This is a genomic window from Streptococcus sp. Marseille-Q6504 (genome assembly GCF_965111625.1).
Genome location: NZ_CBCOON010000002.1, coordinates 265,319 through 278,315 on the forward strand (window position 1 = coordinate 265,319; position 12,997 = coordinate 278,315).

Sequence of the window (12,997 nt, forward strand, 5' to 3'; positions counted from 1 at the left end):
TTGGAGAGGGGACACAGGATGAATTTTCAGCAATTATCTAATCTTCAATACTGGTCTAGTTTGTTTTCCAGTCCTTGGAGTATTGCGATAAATGTGATTGATATTCTAATCGTCGCTTATATCTTATATCAATTTACAAAATCAATTGCAGGAACCAAGATTATGATTCTGGTTCGAGGCGTTTTAGTTTTTATCTTAGCTCAGATTGCGGCTAATTTTTTGGGCTTGACGACTATTTCCTGGTTGATTAACCAATTGATTACCTATGGAGTTATCGCAGCGGTTGTTATCTTTTCTCCAGAAATTCGGACAGGTTTGGAACGATTAGGTCGAGCTACGGACTTCTTTTCAAATACTCCTATAAGTTCAGAAGAGCAGATGGTACAGGCTTTTGTAAAATCGGTTGAGTATATGAGCCCGCGAAAGATTGGAGCTTTGGTAGCTGTTCAACGTGTGAGAACCTTGCAGGAGTACATCGTTACAGGAATTCCTTTGGATGCTAAGATTTCTGCTGAGTTATTAATTAACATTTTTATCCCTAATACGCCTCTCCATGACGGTGCAGTCATTATCAGTGGAGATCGGATTGCAGTAACTTCTGCCTATTTACCACTGACTGAAAACACAGGTATTTCCAAAGAGTTCGGAACTCGTCACCGTGCAGCCATTGGTTTATCAGAAGTTTCAGATGCCCTTACTTTTGTTGTATCTGAAGAAACTGGAGGTATATCCATCACCTACAATGGTGTCTTCAAACATGATCTAAGTTTGGAAGAATTCGAGGAAGAACTACGTCGTATTCTGATACCTAAGGATGAACAAGAACTAAGCTTAAAAGAACGTCTATTAGGAGGCTGGAATAATGAAAAGAAATAGTCTTTATATCATCTCCTCACTCCTCTTTGCATGTGTCCTGTTTATCTATGCAACATCAATCAATTATCAAAACAATACCAACGCAAGACAAACTAAAACTGAAACCTATACCAATACAGTAGTCAATGTACCGATTGATATTCAGTATGATAGTGAGCAGTATTTTATCAGTGGTTTCAGTTCAGAAGTGACAGTTTTTCTAACGGGTTCAAATCGAGTCACCTTGGCTAGTGAGATGCAAGAGAGCACTCGTAAATTTAAAGTGACTGCTGATTTGACGCAAGCTACAGAAGGAACGATTGAAGTTCCCTTGACCATTGAAAATCTTCCAAGTGGTTTGACAGCTGTAGCAACACCACAAAAGATCACAGTCAAGGTTGGTAAGAAGGTCACTAGGGATAATGTACCTGTTGTACCTCAAATTGATTCTAGTCAAATTGATGAGAAGATTATAATCGAACGTGTGACTGTTTCTGATGAAAAAGTTTCAGTAACTAGTGATGCGGATACACTATCTAAGATTGATCGGATTGTTGCAGTTTTACCAACGAGTGAACAGATTACAGGGAACTATTCTGGATCAGTTCCTTTGCAAGCTGTTGATAAAAATGGATCAGTCTTACCAACGGTTATTACACCTTCTGAGACTACAATAAAAGTCTCAACTAAAACTGTCAGAACAACAAGTAGTACGACTACAAGTAATGCTTCGACTGCTGAAAACTCATCAACGACAGCAGCAGAAACGAAGGCAGATACTTCAAAGCAAAATTAACATTAAACTAGAAAAGGAATGATAAAATGGGTAAATATTTTGGAACGGACGGAGTCCGTGGAGAAGCAAACGTAGAATTAACGCCAGAATTGGCCTTTAAATTGGGTCGCTTTGGAGGATATGTCCTCAGTCAACATGCGACAGAAGCGCCTAAGGTTTTTGTTGGACGCGATACACGTATCTCAGGTCAAATGCTAGAAGCAGCCTTGATTGCTGGTCTTCTTTCTGTGGGAATTCACGTTTATAAACTTGGTGTACTTGCTACGCCTGCAGTAGCATATTTGGTGAAAACTGAAGGAGCGAGCGCAGGTGTCATGATTTCAGCTAGTCACAACCCAGCCCTTGATAACGGAATTAAATTCTTTGGTGGCGATGGCTTTAAGCTAGACGATGAAAAAGAAGCAGAAATCGAAGCCTTGCTTGACGCCAGTGAAGATACTCTCCCACGTCCAAGTGCTGAAGGATTAGGTACTGTTGTTGATTACCCAGAAGGATTACGCAAGTATGAAGCCTACCTGATTTCAACTGGAACAGCTCTTGAAGGGATGAAGGTAGCCTTAGATACTGCAAATGGAGCAGCTTCTACAAGTGCTCGACAAATTTTTGCAGACCTGGGTGCACAATTAACTGTTATCGGTGAAACACCAGATGGCCTTAACATCAATTTGAACGTTGGTTCAACTCATCCAGAAGCCTTGCAAGAACTTGTAAAAGAAAGCGGGTCAGCTATCGGTTTGGCTTTTGATGGTGATAGCGACCGTTTGATTGCTGTGGATGAAAATGGAGAAATCGTCGATGGTGACAAGATTATGTATATTATCGGGAAATACCTTTCTGAAAAAGGTCAATTGGCTCAAAATACGATCGTAACAACCGTTATGTCTAACCTTGGTTTCCACAAGGCCTTGGATCGTGAAGGAATCAATAAAGCAGTCACTGCAGTTGGAGACCGTTATGTAGTTGAAGAAATGAGAAAATCTGGATACAATCTGGGTGGCGAACAATCAGGTCATGTTATTTTGATGGACTATAATACAACTGGTGATGGTCAGTTGTCAGCAGTTCAATTGACTAAGATTATGCAAGGATCAGGTAAGAGCTTGTCTCAGTTGGCTTCAGAGGTAACTATCTACCCACAAAAATTGGTCAATATCCGTGTGGAAAATGCCATGAAAGAAAAAGCTATGGAAGTACCAGCTATTAAGGCTATTATCGATAAGATGGAAGAAGAGATGGCTGGTAACGGTCGTATTCTCGTTCGTCCAAGTGGAACTGAACCACTCTTGCGTGTCATGGCTGAAGCACCAACAACTGAAGAAGTAGACTATTATGTTGATACTATTGCTGAAGTTGTGAAAGCAGAGATTGGTATTTAGGAAAATTAGCAGAAAATAAGAAAATATGTTACAATGTCAAAGTAAATTGTAACCATGGAGAATATGATGAATTTAAAACGTGAACAAGAATTTGTAAGTCAGTATCATTTTGATGCACGTAATTTTGAATGGGAAAATGAGAACGGAATTCCTGAAACAAAGGTCGATGTGAATTTCCAACTACTACAACACGACCAAGAAAATCAAGTGACTTCTCTTGTAGTTGTTTTGAGCTTTATGATTGTCTTTGATAAATTTGTAATCAGCGGAACGATCTCCCAAGTCAACCATATTGAAGGTCGTATTGTAGATCAACCAAGTGACTTTAGTCAAGAAGAAGTTGAGACGCTTGCTCGTCCTTCTTTGGATATGCTAAACCGTTTGACTTATGAAGTAACGGAAATTGCACTAGACTTACCAGGAATTAATTTGGAGTTTTAAAAAAAATGAAATTAGCGGTCATAACAGACTCATCTGCTTTTCTACAAGCGGAAACCTTGCGGAAAGAAGATTTATTTGTGCTTGACATTCCTGTGAATATCGACGGACAGGAGTATGTTGAAGGTGTAAATCTAACCGCTCAAGAATTTTATGAAAAAATGGCTCGTTCATCTGAACTACCTAAAACAAGTCAACCAAGTATTGCAAAGTTGGATGAAATTTTATCATCATTAAAAGAAAAAGGCTATACTCATGTTTTGGGTCTCTTCCTTTCTTCTGGAATCTCAGGGTTTCACCAGAATATCCAGTATATGACGGATGAGTTCGAAAGTCTAACCATTGCTTTTCCTGATACTCGTATTACAAGTGCCCCTCTAGGTTTCATGGTAGACAGTGTTTTTCAATGGTCTGAGCAGGGAGATGATTTCCAGTCTATACTAGATAAGTTAACAGAACAGATTGAAAATACTTCTGCTTTTATCATGGTAGATGACCTTGATCATCTGGTTAAAGGTGGTCGTTTATCAAATGGTGCAGCTATTTTGGGGAATCTTCTTAGCATTAAACCAATCCTCTATTTCAATGACCAAGGTGTTATCGAAGTTTATGAGAAGGTTCGTACAGAGAAGAAAGCAACAAAACGTTTGGTTGAAATTGTCAAAGAAGTAACAAGTAATGGAAATTATCAGATTACTGTAATTCATGGGAATGCCCCTCAAAAAGCAGCTGATTTGCTTCAGCTTTTGTTAGACGGCGGAGTGGCTACAGACATTTCAATTGCAACCTTCGGTAGTGTTATTGGGACTCACCTGGGAGAAGGAAGTATTGCTTTAGGTTATACACCAATTGTCTAGATTGTTCTTACAGGCTTTGTATCTTAAAATTGAACACGGACTATCTGCCTCTTGAAAAAAGATGCCTGTCTTGCCTTTCGTGGAAAGTCAGCGCCATTCCCTATTTTTCATGGGCAGCTAACGTCCTTTGTATCTTAGCAATTGAACACGCCTGGAACCCTATGTGAAAAAGATAGTTCTTCCAAGGAGAAGAAACTCCTTGATCAGAACTCCTATTTTCACTTTGTGTTCTTACAGGCTTTGTATCTTAGATAGGAGTAAAGATGAGTATTCGAGTGATTATTGCTGGTTTTAAGGGAAGAATGGGACAAGCTGCTTGTCAGATGGTTTTGTCTGATCCTGAACTTGAACTAGTAGCTGTTTTGGATCCTTTTGAGACTGCATCTGAATGGCAAGGAATTCCAGTATTCAATGATAAAAATGACTTAGCAGGCTTTGATGCCCATGTTTGGGTAGACTTTACTACACCAGCTGTCGCCTATGAGAATACACGCTTTGCTCTTGAAAATGGCTTTGCTCCAGTAGTAGGAACGACAGGTTTCACCAGTCAAGAAATCGAAGAATTAAAGGAATTGTCTCGTTCCAAAGGCTTGGGTGGCTTGATTGCTCCTAACTTTGCCTTGGGTGCTGTCTTACTCATGCAATTTGCAGCACAGGCAGCTAAATACTTTCCAAATGTGGAGATTATTGAACTTCACCATGATAAGAAAAAAGATGCGCCGAGCGGGACAGCTATCAAAACAGCTGAGTTGATGGCTGAAGTTCGTGAGTCTATTCAACAAGGTGCTAGCGATGAGGAAGAACTCATTGCGGGAGCACGTGGAGCTAACTTTGATGGTATGCGTATCCACTCAGTTCGCTTGCCAGGATTGGTAGCCCATCAGGAAGTTATATTTGGAAATCAGGGAGAGGGATTGACTCTGCGTCATGACTCCTATGATCGTAGCTCCTTCATGACAGGGGTGAATTTGGGAATCAAAGAAGTTGTCAAGCGTCATGAGCTTGTCTATGGATTAGAACACTTACTATGAAATTAACAAAAATGCCTTCTGAATTTCAGAAGGCTTTACCAGTATTAGAAAAAATTAAAGAAGCAGGATTTGAGGCTTATTTTGTGGGTGGCTCTGTTAGGGATGCCCTACTCAATCGTCCCATCCATGATGTGGATATCGCGACTTCGTCTTATCCTGAAGAGACCAAGCAGATTTTTCCACGCACAGCTGATATCGGCATTGAGCATGGGACCGTTTTGGTTTTAGATGGAGATGAAGAGTACGAAGTAACCACTTTTCGAACAGAGGATGTCTATGTAGACTATCGGAGACCAAGTTCTGTTTCTTTTGTTCGTTCACTCGAAGAAGATCTCAAACGCCGAGATTTCACAGTCAATGCCTTTGCCTTGGATGAGACAGGAGAAATCGTTGATTTATTTGATGGTCTCAAAGATTTAGAAAATCAGATCCTGCGAGCTGTCGGTGTAGCTAGTGAACGTTTCAACGAAGACGCACTACGCATCATGCGTGGCTTTCGTTTCCAAGCTAGTCTTGGTTTTGAACTCGAGCAAGAAACGTTTGAAGCGATGAAGGCCTTAACGCCACTCTTGGAGAAAATCTCTGTGGAGCGCACCTTTGTCGAGTTTGATAAGCTTTTACTGGCTCCCTATTGGCGAGTAGGTTTATTTTCTATGATTGAGAGTCAAGCTTATGATTATCTTCCAGATATGGTAGGCAGTCAGGACAAACTCCAGTCTTTGTTTGATTTAGAAAAAGATTTTACTTTTGAATCTTCTGAGCAAGCTTGGGCAGCACTTTTATGGGTTTTAGAAGTGGAAAATGCTCAACAATTTTTGAAACATTGGAAGACTTCACGCCAATTTGCCAAGCAGGTACAGGATTTGCTGTCTATTTTGGCTCTCCGAGAAGAAGGGGAACTAGGTAGACGTGATTGTTACCGTTTTGATTTGGACTTGCTTTTACAGGCTGAAAATCTTCGCAGAGCTCAAGGGAAGGAAGTCAACCCACAAGCGATCACAGAAACCTACGAGAGCTTGACTATTCATGATAAGAAAGAGATGCAAATTAATGGTGGCATTCTCATCAAGGAATATGGCTATCATCCAGGTCCAGAATTAGGAGATGTTTTAGAGGAAATTGAGTACGCTATTGTGGATGGTAATCTAGATAATGAAGTGGAAGCCATTCATGCATACTTAAGGGAGAGAAAATGAGTGATTTTATCGTTGAAAAACTAAGCAAATCAGTTGGTGACAAGACTGTTTTTAAGGATATTTCTTTTATCATCCACGACTTAGATCGTATCGGTCTTATCGGTGTCAACGGAACCGGGAAAACAACCCTTCTAGATGTTCTTTCTGGCGTTTCAGGTTTTGATGGTGACGTAAGCCCATTTTCAGCAAAGAGTGATTACAAGATTGGTTATTTGACTCAGGATCCAGATTTTGATGACAGCAAGACTGTCTTAGATACTGTCTTATCAAGTGATTTGAAGGAAATCCAGTTAATACGTGAGTATGAACTGCTCATGCTTAACTATAGTGAGGACAAGCAGGCTCGTTTAGAACGGGTTATGGCGGAGATGGATTCCCTCCAAGCATGGGAAATCGAAAGTCAGGTCAAGACTGTTCTCAGTAAACTAGGCATTCAAGAATTATCAACTCCTGTTGGAGAATTGTCAGGTGGTCTGCGAAGACGGGTTCAGTTGGCGCAAGTCCTTCTGGGCAACCATGATCTTTTGCTTCTTGATGAGCCTACCAACCACTTGGATATTGCGACCATTGAGTGGCTAACCCTCTTCTTGAAAAATTCCAAGAAAACAGTATTATTTATCACCCACGATCGCTATTTCCTAGATGCTCTTTCTACGCGAATCTTTGAGTTGGACAGAGCAGGTTTGACAGAATATCAAGGAAATTACCAAGACTATGTTCGTCTCAAGGCGGAACAGGATGAGCGCGATGCAGCTCTTCTTCACAAAAAGGAACAACTCTATAAACAGGAATTAGCATGGATGAGACGCCAACCTCAAGCTCGTGCAACCAAGCAACAGGCGCGTATCAATCGTTTCCATGACTTGAAGAAGGAAGTTTCAGATAATAGTGTTGAGACAGACCTAAGCATGAATTTTGAAACTAGCCGTATCGGTAAAAAGGTCATCGAGTTTAAGAATGTTTCCTTTGCCTATGACGATAAACCGATTCTGAAACATTTTAATCTTTTAGTCCAAGCCAAGGACCGTATCGGAATCGTCGGGGATAATGGTGTTGGGAAGTCAACGCTACTCAACCTCATTGCAGGAAGTCTTGAACCAACTGAAGGTCAAGTTATTATCGGAGAAACGGTTCGCATTGCTTATTTCTCTCAACAAATCGAAGGTTTAGATGAAAGTAAGCGGGTTATCAATTACCTGCAGGAAGTGGCAGAAGAGGTTAAGACTAGCGGTGGTACTACGACATCCATTGCAGAATTACTAGAACAATTTCTTTTCCCTCGTTCAACGCACGGGACTTTGATTGAGAAGCTATCAGGCGGAGAGAAGAAACGTCTTTATCTCCTCAAATTACTTCTTGAAAAACCTAATGTCCTCCTCTTAGACGAGCCAACCAATGACCTTGATATTGCGACCTTAACGGTTCTAGAAAATTTCTTACAAGGTTTTGCAGGTCCAGTTTTGACAGTCAGTCATGACCGATATTTTCTTGATAAGGTTGCGACTAAGATCCTTGCCTTTGAGAATGGAACCATCCGTCCTTTCTTTGGCCATTATACAGATTATCTAGATGAAAAGGCCTTTGAAGCAGAAACGGTAACTCAAATCCAAAAAGCTGACAAGGAAAAAGTCGTCAAAGTTCGTGAAGAAAAGAAACGGATGACCTACCAAGAAAAGCAGGAGTGGGCAAGTATTGAAGGTGACATTGAAGCCTTGGAAAATCGCATCGCCGCTATTGAAGAAGAAATGCAAGCAAATGGCTCTGACTTTGGGAAGCTAGCTACTCTTCAAAAGGAGCTAGATGAGAAGAATGAAGCCTTGCTTGAAAAATACGAACGCTATGAATATTTAAGTGAGTTGGCATAATGGAAGAAACAATTATTAAATGGAGCAGTAAGAAAATCGTTTTGAGCCTTATTCTTTACCTACTAGAATTGGCTCTTCTACTTTGGATTTTTTCGTTTTTGCTGAGCTATCCCGAAGAAGCACCTGCGGGATTGGTGGCTTTAATTCTCTTTATTGGTTTCTTAATCCTCATAGTTGGCTTGATTTTGTATCAACGTTTGCGACTTCTTTTTTCTGATAAAGAGTATTTGAAATGTACGGCTCAAGGATTTTCCTATAAGCCATATCCGAAGAAAGACTGGCAGTTTTTTTCCTGGGGACAGGTAGAAAAGTTTGCTCTCACGAGAATTAAGGGTAGTAGAAATGCAAGGGATTTTTATATTATTGAGGTTCAGTTTTATGACAAGGAACTTTTAAAACCCAACTTTTTCTGGTATCGTCTTCGAAGTAGATTTACAAGTTCAAAACATTCTAATGTTTTGAAAATCCCAATCTATTTGCTGGATGTTGGCTTGCCAGAAAGAGTATTTGAAACCATGTCTTACTTTGAGCGAGAGTGGCGCATCGAACAAAATCGTCAACGAAACCAAAACTCTAAAAGCAAAAAGAAGTAAGTACTTCATTCAGCGAATGCTAGCAACAATTGAAGAAAAAATGAGAAGTCTTGTACCAAGTATCAAGGCTTCTTTCTATTTTGCTTTTCTAGGAATTATGGTATAATAGGGAGTAAAAACTTTAAAAGAAAGAAACGCTATGAACTTAAAAGATTACATTGCAAGTATTGAAAATTATCCGCAAGAAGGAATTACATTCCGTGATATCAGCCCTTTGATGGCTAACGGCAATGCCTACAGCTATGCTGTTCGTGAAATTGTTCAATATGCTACTGACAAAAAGATTGATATGATCGTAGGGCCAGAAGCGCGTGGATTTATCGTTGGATGTCCAGTTGCTTTTGAGTTGGGAATTGGTTTTGCACCTGTACGTAAACCAGGGAAATTGCCACGCGAAGTCATTTCAGCTGACTACGAAAAAGAATATGGTGTTGACACTTTGACCATGCACGCAGATGCTATCAAACCAGGTCAACGTGTTCTTATCGTAGATGACCTCTTGGCAACAGGTGGTACTGTTAAAGCGACAATCGAAATGATTGAGAAATTAGGCGGTGTCGTAGCTGGTTGTGCCTTCTTGATTGAGCTTGACGAGCTAAAAGGTCGTGAGGCAATCGGAGATTACGATTATAAAGTTTTGATGCATTATTAATGAAAAACAGTCCCTAGGGCTGTTTTCTCTTAATGATGATATAAAAAAAGGCTATATCTAGTTAGAGAAAAACTATAATTGAAAACTATATCTTCATACAGTATAATAAAGGGAAAGAGAAACGTCAGCATTTTTCCCCGTTGACGATACCATGTTTACTTGAGTCCAATATGATACAGTAAGGAGATTTCTATGCCGATTCGAATTGATAAAAAATTACCAGCAGTTGAGATTTTACGAACGGAAAATATTTTCGTCATGGATGACCAGAGGGCGGCTCATCAGGATATTCGACCACTGAAAATTCTGATTTTAAACTTGATGCCACTGAAAATGGTTACAGAAACTCAGCTTTTACGCCATTTAGCCAATACTCCTTTGCAGTTAGATATTGAATTTTTATATATGGAAAGTCATCAGTCGAAAACAACTCGTTCTGAGCATATGAAGACTTTTTATAAGACCTTCTCAGAAGTTCAAGACCAGTATTTTGATGGCTTGATTATTACAGGTGCTCCAGTTGAACATCTCCCTTTTGAAGAAGTGGACTATTGGGAGGAATTTACTAAGGTTATCGATTGGTCTAAGACTCATGTCTTTTCAACCCTGTATATTTGCTGGGGGGCACAGGCGGGTCTATACTATCGCTATGGCGTAGATAAATACCAGATGGACCAGAAGCTTTCTGGGATTTATCCTCAAGATGTTTTGAAAGAAGGTCATCTCCTATTGAGAGGATTTGATGATTTATATGTATCTCCTCATTCTCGCCATACAGAAGTCCACAAAGAAGATATCCTGAATAAAACAAATCTAGAGATTTTAGCATCAGGAAAAGAGGTGGGAATCTCTATCCTTGCGAGTCGAGATTTGAGAGAAGTCTATAGCTTTGGGCATTTAGAGTATGATCGCGATACGCTTGCAAAGGAATATTTTAGAGATCTAGATGCTGGTTTAGATCCACATATACCAGAAAATTATTTCAAAAATGATGACATTCATGAGCTTCCTTGTATGCGGTGGAGTTCATCTGCAGCTCTCTTCTTTAGTAACTGGGTAAACTATGCAGTTTACCAAGAAACGCCGTTTGAGTGGAAAAGTGTGGAAGATGATGTGTCTCATTTTGGATATTTATAAGAGGAATTATGACATATTTAGATGCTTTCAAATCAGGAAACTTAGTGTTACCGAGTGACCTGCTCTTACATTACAATCAACTGTTCTCGTCAAGCGATGATTTCTTGGTTTGGCAGTTCTTTTACCTACAGAATACAACGGCTTTAGGTGAATTGTCTCCAAGTCAGATTGCTGAAAAAATCGGCAAAAATGTCACTGAAGTCAATCAAGCTATTTCACGATTGACTGAGAAAGGGTTGCTTCAATACCGAACCATTGAACTGAATGGCGAAATAGAAGTAATCTTCGATGCAACTCTTGCCTTGGAGCGCCTAGACCAACTGTTTGAAAAACAAGCTCCAAACCAGGTGCAATCTGCCCCAAATGATTTAAAGAGCTTGGTAGATACTTTCCAACAGGAGCTAGGTCGTCTATTGAGCCCGTTTGAGATTGAAGACTTGGAAAAGAGTTTGAAAGAAGACGGAACTAGTGCGGATTTGATAAAAGAAGCCTTACGAGAAGCTGTTCTAAATGGAAAACCAAATTGGAAATATATCCAAGCTATCCTACGAAACTGGCGTCATGAGGGGATTAGGAGCGTAGCCCAGGTAGAAGCGAAACGTCAAGAGAGAGAGGCAACAAACCCTCAAAATGTTCAGGTTTCATCTGATTTTAAAAATGCTATGGATCTATGGAAAGACTAATAATGAATAACAAAAAAACTTGCCTGCTTGGCAAGTTCTTTTATTTTTAATTAGCAAGTCCCCAAACACTTACAGAACGTTCAGAAACTGGGAAGTCACCATATCCTTCAGCATTAATAGTCACTTGGTCTGAATGGTTGCCAAGAATATCAACAAAAGTATGATCAGCCCATTCTGGACCTACAAACATGGTTTTGTAATTCTCTTGAGCGTTTGAGATAAGAACAGCTAAAGGTGATTGGTTGTCAGCTCCAGAACGAACCCAACCGATACAATTAGGGTCATCAAAGTAGTCTGTCTGCTCTCCATAAGCCAAATCTTTTCGGATAGCTAAGAGACAGTCAAGAACTTCTTTAAAATCTTGCTGAGCATATTGACCAGAGATACCGTAGTAGTCTCCGTAAAATACACAAGGAAGCCCTTGTTCACGTAGGAGGATGAGAGCATAGGCTGCTGGTTTAAACCATTCTTCTACAGTAGATTCTAAAGCTTGTCCTCGTTGAGTATCATGGTTTTCGACAAAGGTTACAGCTTTATCTGGTTTGATTTGAACCAGACTATCATTAAAGATGGTACGCAAATCGTAGTCTGCACCAGCCTGGCTTGCTTCAAAGAGATTCATATGGAGGCGGACATCGACAAGGTCAAAGCGCTCTTCGATTTTATCAAGGTATTCTAGGTTTGCATCCTTGTCTGGATTCCAGAATTCTCCAAAGACATAGAAGTCTTGTCCATATTTCTCTTTGATGTCACGAATGAAATTACGCATAAAGAAGGAATCGATATGCTTGACTGCATCTAAGCGAAAACCAGCTACGCCAGTCGTTTCCATGAACCAATCAGCCCAATCGTATATATTTTGTATGACTTCTGGATGCTTAAAATCTAAGTCCGCATACATGAGATAGTCATAGTTACCATTTTCGTTATCGACTAATTCTTCGTGGGCCCAGCCCTTATTATCTCCCTGGATAAGGTAGATACCAGACTTCCGTCTTTTGGCATCATAGTCAGTTCCAGTGAAATGGTACCAGTGCCAGTGGAAATCATTGTAGGTGTTTTGTCTTCCATCAAAAGTAAAGTTTGTCCAACCATTGATGGTGAAAGGTTCTCCAAGTTCAATTGTGCGATCTTCTGGGTCGACTTCAATAACCTGGAAGGATTCTAAATGATCGGCAGCTGCCTTGTGGTTTAAGACGACGTCAGCCATAGGTTGAATCCCGTGAGATTTAAGTGTTTGAATGGCTTGAAGATAGTCTTCTTTGAAACCGTACTTGGTACGGATAGTTCCTTTTTGGTCAAATTCACCGAGGTCAAAAAGGTCATAGACACCATAACCGACATCTTTTTCGTTGGTAGCTTTAAAGGCAGGTGGCATCCAGACGTGGCTAATTCCTAGATTTGCAAGGTGCTCAGCATCATCGGTAAGTCGCGTCCAGTGTTGTCCATCGTGGGGAAGGTACCACTCAAAATATTGCATTAGGGTTTGATTTTTCATAGATAGTCCTCATACTTAAC

General features: G+C 40.1%; 13 protein-coding genes. 12 read left to right on the forward strand and 1 reads right to left on the reverse strand.

What is annotated here, in order from left to right; genetic code table 11:
• Positions 1-18 precede the first annotated feature (18 nt).
• From cdaA to ACWPUA_RS03460, 12 genes are all read left to right on the forward strand, one after another.
• Complete coding sequence (gene cdaA, locus ACWPUA_RS03405) at positions 19-876, forward strand: diadenylate cyclase CdaA (RefSeq protein ID WP_247912694.1); 858 nt, start codon at positions 19-21, stop codon at positions 874-876.
• Positions 863-1,651: a CdaR family protein gene (locus tag ACWPUA_RS03410; protein WP_454379103.1), complete on the forward strand. Its 789-nt coding sequence runs from the start codon at positions 863-865 to the stop codon at positions 1,649-1,651. The genes cdaA and ACWPUA_RS03410 overlap by 14 nt, the downstream gene beginning before the upstream one ends.
• A 26-nt stretch (positions 1,652-1,677) precedes the next feature.
• Complete coding sequence (gene glmM, locus ACWPUA_RS03415; protein ID WP_454379105.1) at positions 1,678-3,027, forward strand: phosphoglucosamine mutase; 1,350 nt, start codon at positions 1,678-1,680, stop codon at positions 3,025-3,027.
• Positions 3,028-3,093: 66 nt separating this feature from the next.
• Complete coding sequence (locus tag ACWPUA_RS03420; protein WP_454379107.1) at positions 3,094-3,468, forward strand: DUF1149 family protein; 375 nt, start codon at positions 3,094-3,096, stop codon at positions 3,466-3,468.
• A gap of 5 nt (positions 3,469-3,473) precedes the next feature.
• On the forward strand, positions 3,474-4,322 hold the full coding sequence (locus ACWPUA_RS03425; protein ID WP_454379109.1) for a DegV family protein: 849 nt from the start codon (positions 3,474-3,476) through the stop codon (positions 4,320-4,322).
• A 263-nt stretch (positions 4,323-4,585) separates the two neighbouring features.
• The gene (gene dapB / locus ACWPUA_RS03430; RefSeq protein WP_006152230.1) at positions 4,586-5,353 is read left to right on the forward strand and encodes a 4-hydroxy-tetrahydrodipicolinate reductase; all 768 of its coding nucleotides are present in this window, start codon (positions 4,586-4,588) and stop codon (positions 5,351-5,353) included.
• A complete protein-coding gene (locus tag ACWPUA_RS03435; RefSeq protein WP_454379111.1) occupies positions 5,350-6,549 on the forward strand; it encodes a CCA tRNA nucleotidyltransferase in 1,200 nt (399 codons plus the stop codon). The genes dapB and ACWPUA_RS03435 overlap by 4 nt, the downstream gene beginning before the upstream one ends.
• Positions 6,546-8,414 carry an ABC-F family ATP-binding cassette domain-containing protein gene (locus tag ACWPUA_RS03440; RefSeq protein ID WP_454379113.1) on the forward strand — a complete coding sequence of 623 codons (1,869 nt, stop codon included), beginning with the start codon at positions 6,546-6,548 and terminating at the stop codon, positions 8,412-8,414. The genes ACWPUA_RS03435 and ACWPUA_RS03440 overlap by 4 nt, the downstream gene beginning before the upstream one ends.
• Positions 8,414-9,007, forward strand: coding sequence for a hypothetical protein (locus ACWPUA_RS03445; protein WP_006151558.1), 594 nt, complete (start codon positions 8,414-8,416; stop codon positions 9,005-9,007). The genes ACWPUA_RS03440 and ACWPUA_RS03445 overlap by 1 nt, the downstream gene beginning before the upstream one ends.
• Before the next feature lie 139 nt (positions 9,008-9,146).
• Positions 9,147-9,659: an adenine phosphoribosyltransferase gene (locus ACWPUA_RS03450; protein ID WP_001049312.1), complete on the forward strand. Its 513-nt coding sequence runs from the start codon at positions 9,147-9,149 to the stop codon at positions 9,657-9,659.
• Positions 9,660-9,851: 192 nt separating this feature from the next.
• Complete coding sequence (gene metA, locus ACWPUA_RS03455) at positions 9,852-10,796, forward strand: homoserine O-acetyltransferase MetA (protein WP_036757166.1); 945 nt, start codon at positions 9,852-9,854, stop codon at positions 10,794-10,796.
• An 8-nt stretch (positions 10,797-10,804) separates the two neighbouring features.
• Entirely contained in the window at positions 10,805-11,479 is a 675-nt protein-coding gene (locus tag ACWPUA_RS03460; RefSeq protein WP_004252223.1) for a DnaD domain-containing protein, read from the forward strand.
• A gap of 46 nt (positions 11,480-11,525) precedes the next feature.
• Here ACWPUA_RS03460 and ACWPUA_RS03465 read toward each other — a convergent pair whose 3' ends face one another.
• Positions 11,526-12,977 (reverse strand): alpha-amylase, encoded by a 1,452-nt coding sequence (locus tag ACWPUA_RS03465; protein ID WP_036757168.1) that lies wholly within the window; start codon positions 12,975-12,977, stop codon positions 11,526-11,528.
• Positions 12,978-12,997 lie beyond the last annotated feature (20 nt).

Bases quoted from the DNA above. Each gene is read 5' to 3' on its own strand.
- cdaA (WP_247912694.1), top strand. From the start codon at position 19: ATGAATTTTCAGCAATTATCTAATCTTCAATACTGGTCTAGTTTGTTT.
- ACWPUA_RS03460 (WP_004252223.1), top strand. From the start codon at position 10,805: ATGACATATTTAGATGCTTTCAAATCAGGAAACTTAGTGTTACCGAGT.
- ACWPUA_RS03420 (WP_454379107.1), top strand. From the start codon at position 3,094: ATGAATTTAAAACGTGAACAAGAATTTGTAAGTCAGTATCATTTTGAT.
- ACWPUA_RS03450 (WP_001049312.1), top strand. From the start codon at position 9,147: ATGAACTTAAAAGATTACATTGCAAGTATTGAAAATTATCCGCAAGAA.
- ACWPUA_RS03465 (WP_036757168.1), bottom strand. From the start codon at position 12,977: ATGAAAAATCAAACCCTAATGCAATATTTTGAGTGGTACCTTCCCCAC.
- ACWPUA_RS03410 (WP_454379103.1), top strand. From the start codon at position 863: ATGAAAAGAAATAGTCTTTATATCATCTCCTCACTCCTCTTTGCATGT.
- ACWPUA_RS03445 (WP_006151558.1), top strand. From the start codon at position 8,414: ATGGAAGAAACAATTATTAAATGGAGCAGTAAGAAAATCGTTTTGAGC.
- ACWPUA_RS03425 (WP_454379109.1), top strand. From the start codon at position 3,474: ATGAAATTAGCGGTCATAACAGACTCATCTGCTTTTCTACAAGCGGAA.
- metA (WP_036757166.1), top strand. From the start codon at position 9,852: ATGCCGATTCGAATTGATAAAAAATTACCAGCAGTTGAGATTTTACGA.
- glmM (WP_454379105.1), top strand. From the start codon at position 1,678: ATGGGTAAATATTTTGGAACGGACGGAGTCCGTGGAGAAGCAAACGTA.
- ACWPUA_RS03435 (WP_454379111.1), top strand. From the start codon at position 5,350: ATGAAATTAACAAAAATGCCTTCTGAATTTCAGAAGGCTTTACCAGTA.
- dapB (WP_006152230.1), top strand. From the start codon at position 4,586: ATGAGTATTCGAGTGATTATTGCTGGTTTTAAGGGAAGAATGGGACAA.
- ACWPUA_RS03440 (WP_454379113.1), top strand. From the start codon at position 6,546: ATGAGTGATTTTATCGTTGAAAAACTAAGCAAATCAGTTGGTGACAAG.